Genomic DNA, 17,437 nt, shown 5'->3' on the forward strand with positions numbered 1-17,437 from the left:
ATAACTTTCCATCATGGATAACTTTCCATCATGGATAACTACTCATCAAGGATAACTACCCATCAGGAAAAATACCATGAAAATTAAATTAAGTGTATTGAGCGCATTATTATTATCCTGCGGACTGGGTCATGCGGCTTCATTACCGCAGGGGAGCGGAAGTTTTGAATTTGTTGTGCCACAGACCCAGAAAAAGATGGAGGTCTTCACCTATCAACCGCCGGGCGCCAATGCCCAGACCCCGGTAGTCTTTATTCTCGCCGGTCTGAACCGTGATGCGGACAAATATCGCGATTCCTGGGTCGAGAACGCGACCAAGAACAAACTGATCGTGATCGCTCCGCGTTACAGCGAGAAAGATTATCCGGGCAATGATGGTTACAATCTGGGCAATCTGGTAAACGCGAAAACCGGTAAGGTCAATCCTCGCGGGGAGTGGGCGTTTACGGTGATCGACGATCTGTTTGCTAACTTGCAAAAACAAGGGATTACCCAGCAGAAAGAGTACTATCTGTTTGGTAACAGCGCGGGCTGCCAGTTTGCGCACCGGATGCTGACGTTTGTTCCCGAAGCGAAGGTGAAAGCGGCGATGTGTGCGGCGGCGGGCTGGTGGACCATGCCTGACATCGAGAATCCATGGCCCTATGGCCTGGATGGTGCCCCGGTTGACGTTACCCAAAAACAGCTGGCCGATTACTTTGCTCAACCGGTGTTAATTACGGTGGGCAGCAAGGATAACGATCCGTACCATCCGTTGCTGCGTCGTTCTTACGCCGCGATGACCCAGGGCGATAGCAGACTGACCCGTGCAGAAACCTATTTCCTGACCGCCAAGCAGAAAGCCAAGCGCTACAAGGTTCCGTTCAATTGGGAATTCACCACATTGAAAGGCGTTGGGCATAACGGTGAGAAAATGTCGGCGTACGGTGCAGAACAATTTGCCTGGTTTGAACAACATGGAAAATTCAAAACCCAGGAGGAACAGGAAACCAGGAAAGAGGGGAGTGATGAGAGCAAGAATAAGGACGAAGCCACAGGTGAAGTGAATTAGTCCCAGGAAATCGAATCATTCTTCATTGTTAATGCGTTGATACCCTCCAAAAGTAAAAAGGGAAACATGGCGGTGTTTCCCTTTTATGCTCCTTAATGATTTATTTTGTTTTTAATTTCCACCATGGTTTTTTATAAATTATCTTTTATTTCATGTTTATTCTGAGCTGAAAAAATCATATAAGCGTTCAATTAACACTCATGAATGAGCTAAGAGTACCTATTGTTTTTCGGGAGTGAAAGTTCGGTACTTTAAGGATAAAACCGAAAATGCAATCAATGCGTGCTATTTCTTCAAAAAATTCACGATTGTCTGCATGGGATTTATGGAAGAATTATATTTCATCGAATGAAAAAACTTTCCATTAATCACCAAGGATAATTTATGAATAACATTATGACACCAGAATATAAATCTGAATTTACCATTCCAGCGGGACAGCGAGGTATTATTGTTGCACGCTTTTATGATGTCTGGGGGGATGGTTCTCTCGATGGATGGCAACAGCCTGTTACTCCGCCTCACGTTATTCTGGATGGTGACGTCATCGAACTTGCTCTCTGGTTCTCGGCAAACAGCGTCTCCAAGGTAGAGCCTGATGGATTTAATCAGGAAGACTATATTAATGGTCAAAGCCAAGGGGGATTTGATCAACATTCTCAGTATTACCAGCAGTCATTCAATGCCCTTCCTTATGATGCCAAATTAATTGTTACGGGTAATTATCAAATTGCGGGATATTTTAGTATTACCGTTTACTTGGGGCTTGATTTTGGTGCTGAAGGTCGATTCCAGTATGAAATGTTGGATAGGGAAATGAAATCCATCCCCTGTGATTCAAATCCATATATAGAAGGTAATCCAAGTGTAATATATTATACTGAGTCTGAATGGGATAGTAACAAAAAAGAAATGTCGCCACTTTCTTCCCATAATCAATGCTCTATTAACGTGGGAAAGCGAGAGGGTGAGATATTGTTTTTCCGTGCCGATGCTGAACGTTCTGCTATGGGATTCTCTGATGAAATGGCCTCTGATGGATGCAGTAAAGGATATCTTTCAGCAACTAAAGATGATCCAGAAAACCAGCAAGTGCTAATTTTAAGGATTAAGATGCCAACAACGTTTATTGGAAGTGCCACGCCTGATTTAACATTCGGCTGCTACCAATGCAGGCAAGTGAGTGTGGGTGCAAATATTGAATCTACAACCAGCGTCGATCCCCTCCTTGATTTTTGGACGGTTAGCAGTCGGATGCTAAATGAATATGTTGATAATGATGGTTATGCCTATGTCTTCTTTGCCCCAACTTCATTTACTCAACAGCAAGTGATAGATCAAGGTACCCCTCCAAGAACACCACCTGTTATGACATGGGGTAATTATAAAGGTTATCTGTTAGGAGATCCGAACCATGCGATTGTGATTAGGTATCGGGATCCGGCATCTGATTGGAAGGGGAACCCACAAAATGCAGTATGCTATTTGTCACCAGAACATAATCAGCCTGTCACTGTTGACGAATTGGGCATATTTTTGCCTGAGTTGTTTGGGGATACTCAGGATGATTTTTTGAATGGCAAAATTGGTGCGGTAGTATCCGATCAATCTTGGCCAAGAGAATAATGTCATTGTGAAATGGAGTGCCCCATACCGCTAGACATTTTCTGTCCTCACGGTGAGGCCTTTTCGAAGGCCTCTGGGCTGACGCCCCCCAGATGACTGTGGCGCCGGGTACGATTGTAAAACACGTCAATACATACGCACCAGTGCCAGTTCGCGCGTCATCGATCAGCGCCCCACGTTACGGGTAAAAAGATCTATAACCACCGCTTTTGGGGTGCAGTTCACTTGCAGTGGGGGTGTTTATTTGCTTTTCCTGTGGAAAATAATTCATTGCAAGTTATAAATAATTTAACTTTTGATGGGTCATCAAGTAATATTGGAAACATCTTAGGGGGATTTCGCATAATTCATTTTATAACGTTCACCCTATTGATAGTAATGAACGATCTTTTCCAATAGTCATTTCTAATTAAGTGTATTTTCTGAAAGTCCTTTTTATATAACAATGTAAAATGAGCTATCCATCACGGAGTTAATAAGAAGGTGATTATGCAAGGTGATGTTTTTAAAGATAAAATATCTATAGGCGCGTTCTGAATAATAGGCGTCACCCATTGAAAATCCAAGGTGATTCTCATGGCGTTAGATATTCTATGGGCGATTAAAATGAATAAAAACCGAAGGTAAAGATAAGTAGTTTCCTATTTTTGTGAAATGTTGTTTTTCCGAAAATAGTTCTCATTAAAATACTCCTTCGGGGTTGATGGATGTTATGCATGTAGTTCGTGGTTTATTTATGCCACAAACTTTCCGGAAAATCGGAAATATCATGATCTATCTAAATGAGGAAATATGATGCGCAAAACTCTTCCCACTCTTACTCCGGTTGCGCTGTTACTTCTTGCTGTGACCGGGGGTGCTTACGCAGCCTCCAACGCCCAAATCACGATTACGGGTACCGTGGTTGCTGCTACCTGCGACGTCAGCCTGTCCACCAATAACCTGGATCTGGGTAACTACACCCCTGCGCAGTTTACCGCCGTGGCGACACCTGTTGCTGCCAGCCAGAAACAGTTCACAGTAGGTGTCAATAACTGTCAGGCCCCTTTAGCTGCAAACGATACTGCCAACCTGGTGGTCACTGGCCAGACCCTGGGGGGAAACGCCAACATGTTTAACAGCACCGGCACAAACACCGGTGTGATGTTGAGCCAGATTGCCACGCCAACGACTTATATCAGCAACGGTGACAAACTGTTGTTGGCAACGGCGGGTTTAACCCCGGAAGCTGGCGACTTTAACGGCAAATCCCTGAGTTTACAGGCCGGTTTGGCGTCTAATGCCACCGCTAACGGCGTCAATATTGGTGCAGTGAACGCGCCTATCCTGTTCAGCTTTGCCTACAACTGATTTTCTTCCTTCGCAGGCGGGCCTAGGCTCGCCTTTTTTGCTGCTCAGGAGGGGTTGGATGCCCAGTTTTGTTTCGCTGTTTTCCGTGCTGATCGCTTTGCTGGCGACCCCCGTTCTGGTGCAGGCCAGCGGTTTTGGTATCAATGCCACCCGACTGATTTATCCGCAGGAGGCGCGCAGTATCAGTGTTACGTTGCGTAATACCCTGACCACCGCCCCCTATTTGGTGCAGGTCGGGGTGAGTTGCGCGCAGAGCGGGCATGTCTCCGCCCCCTTTCTGGTCACGCCGCCGTTATTTCGTCTGGAACCGGGCAGCGTCAATCAGGTGCGCATTGCTATACAGGGAGGCCGACTGCCAGCAGACCGTGAATCAGTATTCTATTTTCAGGCCAGTGCCATTCCGGCCAGTACCGCGCCAACGTCAGGCAATCAGGGCGGCGGGGTGCATGGGACTGCCCAATTTGGCGTGGGCAATATTATCAAGCTTTTCTATCGTCCTGCCGACCTGCCTTCATCATCGACCGCCGCGCAGCAGGACTTGCAGTTCTCGCGGGCTCAAGGGGGACTTCAGGTCAGTAATCCTTCGCCCTATTTTGTCAGCTTCGCCAGCATTAGCGTGGGGGGCAAGAAACTCAGGCTGGACACCTCCGAGGCGCTGATGCTGATGCCGTTCGGTTCGCACACTTATCCGGCCACCGCCCTGCGGGGTCCCGTGAAGTGGCAGACCATTAATGACGAGGGAGGCATCAATGCGTTCAGTCGTGAACTGCCGTAAGGCTTTTTTTTTGCTGGGCGTGCTGTGCCTGTCTGCGGTGATCGTTAATCCGTTACAGGCGCTGGTGCTCAACTTCTCCGCCACGCTCACACCGGGCACGTGCACTTTCAGTCTGGACAAAAGCACGCTGGTGCTGGGAAGTCTGTCGCTGTCACAACTGCAGCCCGCGACCCTGCTGGTGACCAGACCCTTTACCTTAATCGTTCAGGATTGCAGCGGAACCGACGCCAGTTTGACCCCGGTGGTCAACGTCAGCGGTGATGGAATAACCCGGGACAGTAAATGGCTGTTTCGCAGCGGCGACTCTTCTGCCTCTGGTGTGGGCGTTATGCTGGTGAATAAAAGCACCCCTCCCAGCTACAGCGATACCGAAATAAAAAACGGTGATGGCATCCCGTTGGCGGGCGTGGGGGTCGATCCACTCAACCAGAATCTCACGTTTTATGCCGGGGTCACCTGCGGCGGCAGTAGCGGGTGTGCCAGTGCGCAATTGGGCGCGGGAACACTGACAGCGCGGGTTCTGTTTAACCTCGCTTATCGTTGAGGTGGAGATGTCTTTTTTGCGTAATCTGATGCCCGTTGCCATGGCGAACCTGTTGATATTGCCGTTCGTTGCGCTGGCCGCTGAAAGTGGCGGTGTCAGCCTGGGGCAAACCCGGGTGGTTTTTCTCTCCACGGACAAGGCGCAAACAATGACGGTGAAAAACACCGGGAGCCAAACCTTCCTGATTCAGAGTCGCGTGCAGCGTTCACCCGACGATACTGCGCCCGCGCCTTTCATTGTGACGCCACCGCTGTTTCCACTTAAGTCTGACAGCCGTCAACTATTACGCATTGTGTCACAGGAGGCATCCTTGCCAGCTGACAGGGAGTCGCTGTTTTACATTACGATTTTGGCCATTCCCGCCAAGGCAGACAAGGAAAACGCCCCCGTACAGTTATCCATGGGTGTGCGTTTTATGCTCAAGCTGTTTTATCGCCCGGCAGGATTGGTGATGGATCCCGAGGAGAAGGCTTGCAGCCTGCGTATTAGCCGGACACCGCAGGGGATCCGCATCGACAACCCCACCCCTTATTTTCAGACGTTGGCAAAATTGTCGCTCAATCGCGTCGCGGTCAACCTGAACACCGAGCCCGACATGCTGGCTCCGTTGAGCGCGCAGACCTATTCATCGGCGGGTGCAGTGACATCGGCAGAATGGCAGACCATCACCGATTACGGTGGTTTATCCGTTCAGTGTCAGCAGACGGTTTCATCTATACAGGAAACACTATGAGCCTGAGTTCTTTCGTTTTCTCTCCCCTGGTCGCGTTGGCATTATGTATGTTAACGGCCAATTTCAGTCTGGTCCTTGCCCGGATGCCTGCTGTTGAACCCGCGGGCATCACTTTTTATGTGCTGCGGGTGGTTTATCCCGAGGGTGAAAAAAAGGGCGTCACCCTGACAGCCTACAACAAAACGTCGGGGCCATTTCTGATGCAGTCCTGGATACGTCCCGTCGAGATGGCGACCGGCAACGTGGATCTGACCACGACAGGACTCCCGACCATGCCGCTTATCGTCACCCCACCTTTGGCGCGTCTGGAGGCAAAGGGTGAACTGACACTGCGCATCCGCCGCAATGGCGAGCCGTTACCGGCAGACCGTGAGTCGGTGTTCTTTATCTCGATGAAGGCTATTCCCGCGCAGGACCCTTCCGACAAGACCGGACAGACCGGGACGATGGTGCTGACGCTGGTCAATAACCTCAAAGTGTTTTATCGCCCGCAAGGACTTGCCAGGCGAGCGGTGGCTGATGTAGCCACGCAACTGCGTTTCCGGCGTGAAGGGAACCGATTGATCGCCAGCAACCCTACCCCCTATTGGCTGACCTTTTCCCGCTTGATAGTGGGTGAACATGCGCTCGACAAGGAGCAACTGCGCCTGATGGTGCCGCCCAAAGGGCAGCAGAGCTACGTCCTGCCAGCCGGTAATTCGGCCAGCGTGGCCTGGCAACTGATTGATGAAGATGGCTGGGATACGCCAGTTGAGGAGCGCCCTTTGTAGTTCTTTTAAAACGGCTCACGGGAAGGTGACACCCGGATTTTCGTTATGGACGCGATAACAATGAAAACCATTAAATCACAACATACTGAATTCTCACTCTTTCCTGTGCTGGCTGGAGCGGTTTTGCTTGCTGGCGGTGGTCCTGCAATCGCCCGGGACTATTTTGATCCCGGACTGCTGTCATTGGGAGGTGCACAATCCGCTACGACAGATTTGAGTGCTTTTGAAACGGCAGGGCAAATCCCGCCGGGTACCTATCTGGTGAGCTTGTTTGTCAATCAAAGGGATCAGGGGCAGCACAAGCTGGAATTTCGCGAAGAGGGTCATGGGAAAATACAACCCGATTTGACGCCCGCTTTCCTGCATGAGTTGGGTATCAATACCCAGGCACTGCCGGCCTTTGCCGGTCTGCCGCAAGAGGTGCCGGTGAAGGATCTTGCTGCCCTTATTCCTGAGTCACAGATCCGCTTCGATTTTGCCCAGTTGCGTCTGGAACTCAGTATTCCACAGATAGCGATGCAGCCGAATGCCCAGGGTTCGGCTGACCCGGCGTTGTGGGATAACGGGGTGCCCGCCATGCTGCTCAATTACAACCTGAACGGGGGGAGAAACTGGCAGAATGCCCAGGCAGGGATAGACAAGAGTACCCAGACCAACCTGTTTGCCAGCGTGCGCGGCGGCATCAACTTGCAGGCCTGGCGGCTGCGCAGTGATATGACGTATACCCGCAATACCAGCGACCTGATGAATGGGGGGTCGCAGACTACCCAACGAACGGATTTTTCCAATACTTTCGTGCAACGCGATATCCCGGTCTGGCGCTCGGAAGTGCTGGCGGGTGAGAACAGTACCGACAGTGATGTGTTTGACGGCATCCCTTTCCGTGGGATCAGGCTCAACTCCAGCGAAGATATGTTGCCCAACAGCCTGCGCGGTTTTGCCCCCGTCATCAGCGGCATTGCCCAGACCAATGCGCGGGTGACGGTGAGCCAGAACGGCAACGTCGTTTACCAGACCTATGTGGCTCCGGGGCCTTTTCGCATCAATGATTTGTTCCAGAACGGTCAGAGTGGTGACATGACGGTGACCATTACCGAGGCTGATGGCACGGTCCGTACTCAGTCGGTGGCATTTTCATCGTTACCGGTGATGCGACGTCCGGGCAGCCTTAAATATGAACTGACGGCGGGGCGGTATAACGGTGGGATAACCGTCGGTTCGAAGGAGGCGACTTTCGTGTCGGGCACGGCTATTTATGGCCTGCCGTATGATGTGACCCTGTATGGCGGTGCCTTGCTGGCCAGGGATTACACGTCGCTGGTGGCGGGAACCGGGTTATCGCTGGGGAAATTTGGCGCGCTGTCAACGGATGTCACGACGTCAAGCGCCAAATTGCAGGGGCAAAATGAGCGCCAGCAGGGCACCTCATACCGGGTGCGCTACGCCAAAAGCCTGTTGAGCACCGGCACCTCGGTTGACCTGACGGCCTACCGTTATTCCACCCGTCATTATTACAGTTTTGCCGACTTCAACAACCTGGGCTACCAGCTCAATGAGGATCAGGTGCCATGGGCTCTGGAGCGCCAGCGATCCAGCTTCCAGGTGCGACTCAGCCAACAGTTGGGTTCATTGGGATCGCTCTACCTGTCGGGAACGCGCAATGATTACTGGGGCAATGACAAAGTCATGAACACGGTTTCAGCGGGCTATAACGCCAGCTTTCGCGGGATCAGTTACGGCGTGGCTTACAGCATTGACCGGATTAAACGTGATGATGGCAGTTGGCCGGAGAACCGCCAGTTGTCGCTGAACGTGCAGATCCCACTCAGGCTATTCAGTCCCACACCTGCGCTCAACAACACCTATGCCAGTTACCAGATGACCCACAATAACGAGGGGCAAGTGCAACAGCAGACCGGCATCAATGGCAGTGCCCTGGATGACCGACTGTCTTATAGCGTGATGCAGGGTTGGTCCAATAGTCAGACCAAGAGTACCAGCACACTGAATGCCGGTTATCAGGGCAGCAAGGGCATGGCGAATCTGGGTTATAGCTACAGCAGCCAGAATCGTTCGCTGAATATGGGCGGCAACGGTGCCATCGTCGTGCACCCCGAAGGGGTGACGTTAAGCCAGATGCTGGGCAGTTCCATCGTCGTGGTGAGTGCTCCGGGCGCGGCGGGTGTCCGTGTGATGAACGGCAACATACAAACGGATAGCCGCGGGTATGCCGTGGTGCCTTATCTGTCGAATTACCAAAGTAACAGCATCAGCCTGAACCCCTCGACATTGCCGGATGATGTGGATATCACCCAGTCGAGTCTGAACGTATATCCGACCAAAGGGGCGGTGGTGATGGCGAACTTCACCACGCGAATTGGTTATCAGGCGCTGGTGACATTGCAGCAGGGAGAGACGCCAGTACCGTTCGGTGCGCTGGTGACGGTCGAAAACACAACAGGCAGTGAACCCAATACCGGGATTGTAGGCGATGCAGGTCAGGTTTACCTGAGCGGGTTACCGGAACAGGGGCGGTTGCGGGTCAAATGGGGGAATGGCGCGAGCCAACAGTGCGCGGCGTCGTTCAGCCTGATTAACGTTTCGGCATCTTCGCCAAACAATCCGATACGTCTATTGGCAGCACGCTGTGAGTGAGGGCTGGCAGATTGAGTTCTCCCCGCAATGGAAGACACTGGCGCAGGATGTGAATACAGGAGCAGGAAAATGATGAAAGGAACATGCGCAACATGGCGTCAGCGTCGCCCTGGCAGGATCGGACAGTGCCTACTCATGCTTCTGCTGATGGTAACGGCACCGCCATCCCGGGCCGAGATGGTCACGATAGGGAAGGGCGTGGGGATAATCTGGGAGGGGTTGCCGTTTAATGTGACGATGAGTGGCCCGATGGACAGCGCGTATTTGGGGGACATATGGGGTATAAACAGATTCGGATTGATAGCCATATCCAATCTCAATTACACGTGCCTGAATCCCTCCAACCTCACGACCATTGCGGGCTATCAGGCTTTAAGAATTGCTCCGGGTGTGGGGTTAATCCCCCGGGCAACGGGCTCCGCGCAATACTATCTGGCCAGCGGATGGCTGGAAACGTTGGTGGGCACGATTGGATTACCTGAAAGTCGCGGGCAAACAAGTTCAGGGTTCATCATTACCAACCCCATCGCGGACACAACATGGTGCATTCCGCCACGAATGACCGCTCAGGCGAATTTTTTCTACGTGAACGCCAACCGAACGGCGACGCTGTCGGGAAACTGGGTCATGGTGACGGATGGTACTCAGACCAGCAGCGAAATCATCATTCCGGCCATGTATGCCGGCAGTTATTCTCAAGTGCTTAGCGGAGACCGGTTTGCGGTTATTTTACCGTCCGCAATCACACTGCGTATCTCGACATTGTCCTGCGCGGTTGAAACAACGACAAATATCAACTTTGGCAGTGTCCGGCGTAATACCCAGTTCGGATCCGAACTGGGTATTTTGTCTTATCCGCTCACTGTCACCTGTTCACAGCTTTCAGACCGGATTAACGCCAACATTAATGTGCAATTCCGGGCTATCACCGGCCTGCATGAGGGCGCGCCTACCCGGCTGACGCTGAGGCAGGGTGGGGGCTATATCACCGGTGAAATCAATAATGGTGTCACGGGTAGCGGGGCCTGCAACGGAACTGCCGGGATCCCTCTTGACGGTACCCAGCTTCAGGTAGGGAGTATTGGTCTGGCTGATGCCACCAGGATCCTCAGTAATCAGGTGACCTGGCGGCTATGTTCTGGCGGGGCAAGCTTGCCTACCGGTCCCGTCGATGCTTCAGCAGAAGTGCTGGTGACCTTTAATTAAGGGAGACGCATACCATACTGAACTTTCCGATTTAAGCTCCGGTGTCCTCGGCTCTAAGCAAGAAGTCTTGATTCATAAATCATTCTGGTTATGGGATCTAATCTGGCGATAGGTTGCCATTTACTCTCAGGCGTTGACCTGGAATGAAAACCGGATTCTTTATCAAATCGATAAAACGTAGACCACCCTGCTTATTTAAGGTGCATATTACATTTCATTCCAAAACAAAAGTTTCCCCTGTTGCTGGAGTTATTACCTCCGGCAACCACAACCGGCCCCATGCACCGGTACAATGGCAACCCATTATTTTATCTGGCTTTTGCTGATTCAGGAACTGCCTAACTTGCCATAATACATGCGGTGACGCACAGCGTAGATGGAAACCACCGAATAATGCATGGATATGATTTATCCCCGTGACTTTTTGACAATGGCGTACGATATTAATGATCCCACGATGCCCACAACCGATAATAATCACCAACCCCCGATCGGATTTATAAATCAGTACCCCCTCGTCAATGACATAGTCTAAAGCCGCAGTTTTGCCGCTAATAACACCGTATGCCTGCGGTTTGGCCACCGTGATCTCCCCTGACCACATAAAGCGTTCGCTGATATGCAATGGCGTACAGGTATACTCCATACGGTGACGCGAGTAATCAATTTCCAACGATAATTTTTTGATTTTTCTAGTATAACCAGCAAATCTTACTGTCGAGTAGCGCTCATTGGCTATCTGTGGATGGCAGATGATTCGGCTGTTATCAGGTAACCATGGGACACCACCACAATGGTCATAATGACCATGTGAGAGCACCGTAGCGGTTAACCTGGACAGATCGACGCCCATCAGAGCCGCATTATGCAGGAAACTGCCATCAGGGCCGGTATCGAACAAAATTGCGGTAGTTTCATCCTGAATCAACAGACTTAATCCGGCTTTAGCCCGCAGCGATTTTTTTACGCTACCGGTGCGCCGGTTTTCCAGTAACACACTGATGGTTAATGGCATGTTCGCTCTTTCCTGAGAAGGGATCCATTGCCGCTCAGTATAGTGTTTATTCTAAATGGCACAATGACGCACAACTCAGGCATCAATAAAGAGGTTTCGCGCGCATTTCCCCGAGAAGTGCCACCTGATGCCTGAAAAACATTTATTATCATTATTGCCGATTGTACGTCTTCGACCAAACTTAATACCTTTTAATTTAGCTTCCTGTCGCCCTTCATTTGTACGCTCCAGTATGCGCTGACGTTCTGCCTGGGCTACAGCTGACAGAATAGTGACCACCATTTTTCCCATTTCTCCATCGGTGCCGAGCCCGTCATCGATGAACCGGACTGCCACGGGCATGTAAATATGCTCGGCCATTATTCCTTTACGCTGGCAGAACAGGTGATAAAGGGCCATCTGAGGCAATTAAAAGAGACGTCAGAGGAGGAAGATACTACTTAACGTGAGTTTTCGTTCCACTGAGCGTCAGACCTCTATGCATAACCATTCGTTCCGCCAACACCAAATGGGCTCGCACTATCCCATGCAGAAAAGCGTTTCAACAAGGGATTAAAAGCTCGGTAGCCATTCCCAAGAAGATAGTGCTGTTTCAGTACTGACTGGCGTTGCCCGATATAGCCTAGCGTGATTTTTTCCATTTTGACTCTCCATCAACAAGAAGGAATCGTACTGTGAATATTCTACTTTCCTCTGGCTGGCGTGAGAGCGCTAAATTTATCAGGTACGAAAGTCTTTTAAGTCATCCTTACTTACGGTTTACCCAGCTAAGCTACAGTGTTTGATGTTTTCCTTGTCCTTGTTAAAAGCAGAATGAACACGTAACGTCACCCCCAATTTTGGCGCATTTTTAATGAAAATTGATCTGGACGGTCTTTTTAACGAACTATTTGCTTAATTTTTTCTAAAAGGGAAAAATCTGATATGTTGTTGAATATTAATAATAAAAAATAATTTCAGTCATTAATGTTGAGTATATTTTTTCTTTGAAAGTTATGACTACTTGAAATTTTCTAAGGAAACTCCTATTAAAAACCCTAAGAAAACCTTGTTTTGTTAGTTTTAAACTCTAAGAATTAATATTCTTATGATATTAATAACTGTTATCGAGTTATTGCAAGTGCCAAAGTGATAGGTATAGCAAGGTTGCCATCGATAGGAATGATCCTATAATGGGCGGCAAAGGGGAGCTTGTTATTATTGTTTTTTAAACGAAATAATAATTCGAGATATATATGGAAAGTAAAGCTTATGGATTCTTGATAGACAGTGATATTCAGTTCGATATTTGTAATCGGAGAATTTTTCGTTATTACGAGGAGATTTCTGAGCATACTCTTTTTTTTAAAGTTATTTCCTTGAATGAGATTCAAACGCGATTATTGAACTTTTTACTAGCCAATAGCCAAGATGCCATCATATATAAGAGTGACATAATGAAACACGTTTGGGATGAAATTAATTTATCATCTTCCAATCAGCGTTTGTGGCACGCATTAAACGAATTAAAGAAAAAACTTTCGGCTATGGGGCTCCCGGAAGATTTTATAACGAATGTACACGGCATTGGTTACTCCGTAGATAACCGCAGGGTCATGTCGTTATTCATAAAGTAATTTTTGTTCTGTAATTCATAGAGCAGATATCAATATATCCATATGACATGGATAGCCACCACCATTTTAATGGATATTAGAATGGTATTAATAATACAAGGTATGTAGGAATATATATGAAAAAGTTAGCAATCGTTGCATCTCTGGTCACTGTATTTGGTTCTGTTGGTATGGTTCAGGCTGCATCTACCGGTACTATCACGTTCAATGGTGAACTGACTGCAACCACCTGCAACGTCAATGTTGACGGTCAAGGTGCGGACGCGACAATCACCCTGCCAACCATCAGTACCAGCCAACTGTCAGGCGCCACCCAGACTGCAGGTCGTACCGGCTTCGTTATGGCACTGAGCGACTGTGCAGGCACGCTACCCACGGCCTCTGCTTTCTTCGAAGCGGGTAGCTCTGTTGAGCAGACCACCGGGCGTCTGAAAAACATGACCGGAACTGCTGGCTTGGTAAGCCTGCAACTGCGTGACGGGTCAAGTACTTCCCAGGCGGTGATCAAAGCCGGTGATCAGAGTCAAATAGACGATACCGAGTATGTGGCTTATAACACCACTTCAGGCACCGCCACCCTGCCGTATGCCGTGGAATACTATGCCGAAGGTGAGACCACCGCCGGTACCGTAGCCAGTAATGTTGTTTATTCCATTCAGTACAAGTAATACGTTTGGGGGAGGGCACAACCCTCCCCATTTAGACTGTTTGCAGGGAGCTTATCATGTCTTTTTTTTCCCGGATCCCCCATCAGGTCTTCTGCCTGGCGACCGTGGTTCTTTTCAGTACCAGCAGCCTGGCCAGCGTGGTGATTAGCGGTACGCGGGTGATCTATCCGTCTGATGCCAGAGAGGTGAGCGTCAAACTCAGCAATGTCGGTTCGACCCCCGTGCTGATCCAGAGCTGGATCGATACCGGTGATTCCACGGCCAAACCGTCCGCCATTCGGGTGCCTTTTGTGTTGACCCCGCCGATAAACCGCGTTGAGCCCAGTAAAGGCCAGACCCTGCGTATCAGCTATGCCGGTGGCGCACTGCCGATGGACAAAGAGTCGGTATTCTGGCTCAACGTCCTTGAAGTCCCGGCAAAGAATGCGGCCAAAGCCGATGAGAATACGCTGCAGATGGCCTTCCGCTCGCGCATCAAGCTGTTTTATCGCCCCGCCGGGCTGACGGGTAACGCCAATGATGCCGCCAAAGCCGTCACCTGGAGCGCAAAAGGGAATACACTCCAGGCCACCAATCCGACACCCTATTATGTCTCTTTTGCGAATGTGATGGTGAACAGTAAAAAAGTTGACGGTCTGATGGTGGCACCCCGGGGAAACCAGATATTTGCTTTGCCGGCGAATGCGGGCAATAAAGTGAGTGGGGAGTTCGTTAATGATTACGGGGCAGTCAATTCTTTTGACGCCATCATTAAATAATAATTCCGTATAAATTAGCGCTCTGTTTAAAAAGACAGGATTGTCAATATTCAGGAATGAATTCTGAAGGGATGCTTTATGTCAAAATCTTTGCAACGTGGATCGCAGAGTAAATTCTCCCCTCTGGCGCTAGCCATTCTATCGACTTTTTTCGTGGGGAATGCGCGCGCTGAAAATACAGTCACCCCCCAGCCAGAGACCGCAAAGAATCTGGAGTTTGATTCTTCATTCCTGAATGTTGATGATCAAAGCTCAGTGGACCTCAGCCGCTTTGCCCATGGTTCCTCGGCGCTGCCCGGCGTGTACAAAACCGCCCTGTATATTAACAGCCAACTGGTGCGCAATACCGATATTGAATTCAAGATGCGGGCAGACAAGTCGGTATATCCCTGCCTGACCCGTGAGATTATTAAAAACATTGCGTTCAATTACGAGAAACTGCCGGCGGATTTTTTAATTCCGTCAGGCAACGCTGACCAGTGTCTTGACCTGGAAAAGAAGTTGCCGCAGGCGCGGGTCACTTATGACAGTAATGAACAGCGCCTGGATATCGTTATTCCGCAGATATATATGCTGACGACGGCCCGGGGCACGGTGAGCCCCGAATTGTGGGACAGTGGCGTCCCGGCACTGTTGCTCGGCTATAACGTCAATGGCTACACCAGTGAATCGCGCGGCACGAATTACAACTCCCTGTATGCCGGCGTGAACGCCGGGCTGAACGTCGGTGCCTGGTATTTACGCCATAACGGCGCCTACAGCGGATCGAACAAGGGGCCGAAGAAGTACAACACCCTCAATACCTACGTGCAGCGCGATATTCCGATCATCAAGGGTCGCGTGCTGATGGGCCAGTCCAACACGCTGGGGATGCTTTTCGATACATTGCCGTTCACCGGTATCCAACTGGCCAGCGACGAGCGGATGCTGCCGGAGTCGGTGCGCGGCTATGCGCCGGAGATCCGCGGGATTGCCCGCACCAATGCGCGGGTCACCGTGCGCCAGGGCGGCCAGGTGCTGTATGAAACCACCGTCACCCCCGGCGAGTTCCTGATCAATGACCTGTACCCGACCGGGTACGGCGGGGATCTGGAGGTCACCGTGCGGGAGTCTGACGGCACGCAGCAGACATTCCTGGTGCCGTATGCCTCGGTAGCACAACTGCTGCGGCCGGGGTCGTCGCGTTATTCGCTGACCATGGGTGAACTGCGCAGTGAAATCCTGCGGCATAATTCGGCGCTCTACCAGGCGACCTACCAGCGTGGGCTGACCAACAGCGTTACCGGTTACGGCGGCATGCAACTCAGCCAGAACTACTATGCCCTGCAGGTCGGTGCCGCGATCGGTACGCCGATCGGCGCAGTGGCGTTTGATGCCACCCAGGCCCGCATGCATCTGGGTAAAGGCACTGATGGACCGAACAGGCATGACAAGGCGATGAGCGGCCAGAGCTATCAGATCAGCTACAGCAAGATGATCACCGAGACCAACAGCAACCTGTCGCTGGCGGCCTACCGTTTCTCCACCGACGGCTACATGGACTTCATGACCGCGATGCAGACCCGCGAAGCGGTGGAACAGGGCTTCCCAGCGGACTCGATATGGCGGGCCAAAAACCGGCTGACGGTCACCTACGGGCAGGGGCTTCCCGAAGCGTGGGGGCAGTTGTATCTGAGTGGCTCGGTGCAGAACTACTGGAACAAAGAGGGCACCGAGAAGCAATACCAGATGGGCTACAACAACCGCTACAAGAGCCTGTCCTACGGGCTGAGCGTGGGCCGCAGCTATTCCAGCCTGGGCTCGACCCAGACCAACTACCTGCTCAGTTTCAGCGTGCCGCTGGGACGTGATGACCAGCGAAATATCCCGCAGTTGCGTATGGATCTTTCCCATGACAGCAGTGGCCGTTATGGGCAGCAGGCAACCGTGTCCGGTACGGGCGGCGCTGATAACCAGTTCAGCTACGGCGTGACGGCGATGAACGCCAATCAGGGGGTCGGCACCAGCGGGTCGGTAAACGGCAACTACCGCAGTCCGGCGACCGCGATGAGCGGCACCTACAGCACCGGGGAAGGCTACCACAGCGCCTCCGCTGGCCTGAACGGCACGGTGATTGGGCATGCGGGTGGCCTGACCTTTACGCCATACACCTCAGATACCTTCGCGCTGATTGAGGCCAAAGGGGCGGAAGGGGCGGGCGTGTCGTCGTATCCGGGGGTGGCGGTTGATTCACGCGGCTACGCGGTGGTGCCTTACCTGAACCCGTACCAGATGAATGACATTATCATCGATCCGCAGGGGACGGCGGCGGGCGTGGAGCTGGACAACACCAGCCAGAAAGTGGCGCCGTATTCCGGGGCGGTGGTGAAAGTGAAATACAACGCCAGGCAGGGGACGCTTATTCTGATCAATTCCACCTATCAGGGTGAACCGGTGCCGTTTGGGGCGGATATCTTTGACGGCAAAGGCAACAGCGTGGGCTCGGTGGGTCAGGGCGGGCAGTTGTATGCACGGGTGGCGGAAGATCAGGGCCGGTTGCAGGTGAAATGGGGTCAAAATAGCGAAGCGCAGTGCACCGTGGGTTACAGGCTGATGCCGCGAGCCAAAAACAGTATCGACTTGACTATTCAACGCTTCAACACCGTTTGCGAGGCCGACTAGGGTGAACCC

The 17,437-nt window shown here is 51.2% G+C and carries 15 protein-coding genes and 1 pseudogene; 13 read left to right on the forward strand and 3 right to left on the reverse strand.

Annotated features, from left to right (window positions below):
• Positions 1 to 76 precede the first annotated feature (76 nt).
• The 9 genes from DRI82_RS13435 to DRI82_RS13475 all read left to right on the forward strand — a co-directional run bounded on the left by DRI82_RS13435 (position 77) and on the right by DRI82_RS13475 (position 10,710).
• Complete coding sequence (locus DRI82_RS13435) at positions 77 to 1,051, forward strand: hypothetical protein (RefSeq protein WP_245956835.1); 975 nt, start codon at positions 77 to 79, stop codon at positions 1,049 to 1,051.
• 384 nt (positions 1,052 to 1,435) lie between these two features.
• Entirely contained in the window at positions 1,436 to 2,677 is a 1,242-nt protein-coding gene (locus DRI82_RS13440; RefSeq protein WP_114194424.1) for a hypothetical protein, read from the forward strand.
• A gap of 792 nt (positions 2,678 to 3,469) precedes the next feature.
• Entirely contained in the window at positions 3,470 to 4,027 is a 558-nt protein-coding gene (locus tag DRI82_RS13445) for a fimbrial protein (RefSeq protein ID WP_245956836.1), read from the forward strand.
• Between the two features lie 58 nt (positions 4,028 to 4,085).
• Positions 4,086 to 4,802: a fimbrial biogenesis chaperone gene (locus DRI82_RS13450; protein ID WP_114194425.1), complete on the forward strand. Its 717-nt coding sequence runs from the start codon at positions 4,086 to 4,088 to the stop codon at positions 4,800 to 4,802.
• Positions 4,777 to 5,346, forward strand: coding sequence for a fimbrial protein (locus tag DRI82_RS13455; RefSeq protein ID WP_114194426.1), 570 nt, complete (start codon positions 4,777 to 4,779; stop codon positions 5,344 to 5,346). The genes DRI82_RS13450 and DRI82_RS13455 overlap by 26 nt, the downstream gene beginning before the upstream one ends.
• Positions 5,347 to 5,353: 7 nt before the next feature.
• The gene (locus DRI82_RS13460) at positions 5,354 to 6,079 is read left to right on the forward strand and encodes a fimbrial biogenesis chaperone (RefSeq protein WP_245956837.1); all 726 of its coding nucleotides are present in this window, start codon (positions 5,354 to 5,356) and stop codon (positions 6,077 to 6,079) included.
• Positions 6,076 to 6,849, forward strand: a complete 774-nt coding sequence (locus DRI82_RS13465) for a fimbrial biogenesis chaperone (protein ID WP_114194427.1) — start codon at positions 6,076 to 6,078, stop codon at positions 6,847 to 6,849. The genes DRI82_RS13460 and DRI82_RS13465 overlap by 4 nt, the downstream gene beginning before the upstream one ends.
• A gap of 45 nt (positions 6,850 to 6,894) precedes the next feature.
• Positions 6,895 to 9,504, forward strand: coding sequence for a fimbria/pilus outer membrane usher protein (locus DRI82_RS13470; RefSeq protein WP_245956838.1), 2,610 nt, complete (start codon positions 6,895 to 6,897; stop codon positions 9,502 to 9,504).
• Between the two features lie 69 nt (positions 9,505 to 9,573).
• Complete coding sequence (locus DRI82_RS13475; protein WP_245956839.1) at positions 9,574 to 10,710, forward strand: hypothetical protein; 1,137 nt, start codon at positions 9,574 to 9,576, stop codon at positions 10,708 to 10,710.
• Positions 10,711 to 10,924: 214 nt separating this feature from the next.
• Here DRI82_RS13475 and DRI82_RS13480 read toward each other — a convergent pair whose 3' ends face one another.
• From DRI82_RS13480 to DRI82_RS23870, 3 genes and pseudogenes are all read right to left on the reverse strand, one after another.
• Entirely contained in the window at positions 10,925 to 11,725 is an 801-nt protein-coding gene (locus DRI82_RS13480; RefSeq protein WP_114194428.1) for an MBL fold metallo-hydrolase, read from the reverse strand.
• 150 nt (positions 11,726 to 11,875) lie between these two features.
• Positions 11,876 to 12,061, reverse strand: a pseudogene (locus DRI82_RS13485) (recombinase family protein); the annotation flags it as partial.
• A gap of 140 nt (positions 12,062 to 12,201) precedes the next feature.
• Positions 12,202 to 12,366, reverse strand: a complete 165-nt coding sequence (locus tag DRI82_RS23870) for a hypothetical protein (RefSeq protein WP_157968069.1) — start codon at positions 12,364 to 12,366, stop codon at positions 12,202 to 12,204.
• A 594-nt stretch (positions 12,367 to 12,960) separates the two neighbouring features.
• Between DRI82_RS23870 and DRI82_RS13490 the strand changes: the two genes are divergently transcribed.
• From DRI82_RS13490 to DRI82_RS13505, 4 genes are all read left to right on the forward strand, one after another.
• Entirely contained in the window at positions 12,961 to 13,341 is a 381-nt protein-coding gene (locus DRI82_RS13490; RefSeq protein ID WP_114194430.1) for a winged helix-turn-helix domain-containing protein, read from the forward strand.
• Positions 13,342 to 13,457: 116 nt separating this feature from the next.
• On the forward strand, positions 13,458 to 14,009 hold the full coding sequence (locus tag DRI82_RS13495) for a fimbrial protein (protein ID WP_114194431.1): 552 nt from the start codon (positions 13,458 to 13,460) through the stop codon (positions 14,007 to 14,009).
• 56 nt (positions 14,010 to 14,065) lie between these two features.
• Positions 14,066 to 14,767 (forward strand): fimbria/pilus periplasmic chaperone, encoded by a 702-nt coding sequence (locus DRI82_RS13500; protein WP_114194432.1) that lies wholly within the window; start codon positions 14,066 to 14,068, stop codon positions 14,765 to 14,767.
• A 78-nt stretch (positions 14,768 to 14,845) separates the two neighbouring features.
• Positions 14,846 to 17,428 carry a fimbria/pilus outer membrane usher protein gene (locus DRI82_RS13505; protein ID WP_114194433.1) on the forward strand — a complete coding sequence of 861 codons (2,583 nt, stop codon included), beginning with the start codon at positions 14,846 to 14,848 and terminating at the stop codon, positions 17,426 to 17,428.
• Positions 17,429 to 17,437 lie beyond the last annotated feature (9 nt).

Origin of the sequence: Edaphovirga cremea, assembly GCF_003332275.1 — a bacterium.
Classification (GTDB): Bacteria; Pseudomonadota; Gammaproteobacteria; order Enterobacterales; family Enterobacteriaceae; genus Edaphovirga; species Edaphovirga cremea.

Bases quoted from the DNA above. Each gene is read 5' to 3' on its own strand.
- DRI82_RS13435 (WP_245956835.1), top strand. From the start codon at position 77: ATGAAAATTAAATTAAGTGTATTGAGCGCATTATTATTATCCTGCGGA.
- DRI82_RS13440 (WP_114194424.1), top strand. From the start codon at position 1,436: ATGAATAACATTATGACACCAGAATATAAATCTGAATTTACCATTCCA.
- DRI82_RS13445 (WP_245956836.1), top strand. From the start codon at position 3,470: ATGATGCGCAAAACTCTTCCCACTCTTACTCCGGTTGCGCTGTTACTT.
- DRI82_RS13450 (WP_114194425.1), top strand. From the start codon at position 4,086: ATGCCCAGTTTTGTTTCGCTGTTTTCCGTGCTGATCGCTTTGCTGGCG.
- DRI82_RS13455 (WP_114194426.1), top strand. From the start codon at position 4,777: ATGCGTTCAGTCGTGAACTGCCGTAAGGCTTTTTTTTTGCTGGGCGTG.
- DRI82_RS13460 (WP_245956837.1), top strand. From the start codon at position 5,354: ATGTCTTTTTTGCGTAATCTGATGCCCGTTGCCATGGCGAACCTGTTG.
- DRI82_RS13465 (WP_114194427.1), top strand. From the start codon at position 6,076: ATGAGCCTGAGTTCTTTCGTTTTCTCTCCCCTGGTCGCGTTGGCATTA.
- DRI82_RS13470 (WP_245956838.1), top strand. From the start codon at position 6,895: ATGGACGCGATAACAATGAAAACCATTAAATCACAACATACTGAATTC.
- DRI82_RS13475 (WP_245956839.1), top strand. From the start codon at position 9,574: ATGATGAAAGGAACATGCGCAACATGGCGTCAGCGTCGCCCTGGCAGG.
- DRI82_RS13480 (WP_114194428.1), bottom strand. From the start codon at position 11,725: ATGCCATTAACCATCAGTGTGTTACTGGAAAACCGGCGCACCGGTAGC.
- DRI82_RS23870 (WP_157968069.1), bottom strand. From the start codon at position 12,366: ATGGAAAAAATCACGCTAGGCTATATCGGGCAACGCCAGTCAGTACTG.
- DRI82_RS13490 (WP_114194430.1), top strand. From the start codon at position 12,961: ATGGAAAGTAAAGCTTATGGATTCTTGATAGACAGTGATATTCAGTTC.
- DRI82_RS13495 (WP_114194431.1), top strand. From the start codon at position 13,458: ATGAAAAAGTTAGCAATCGTTGCATCTCTGGTCACTGTATTTGGTTCT.
- DRI82_RS13500 (WP_114194432.1), top strand. From the start codon at position 14,066: ATGTCTTTTTTTTCCCGGATCCCCCATCAGGTCTTCTGCCTGGCGACC.
- DRI82_RS13505 (WP_114194433.1), top strand. From the start codon at position 14,846: ATGTCAAAATCTTTGCAACGTGGATCGCAGAGTAAATTCTCCCCTCTG.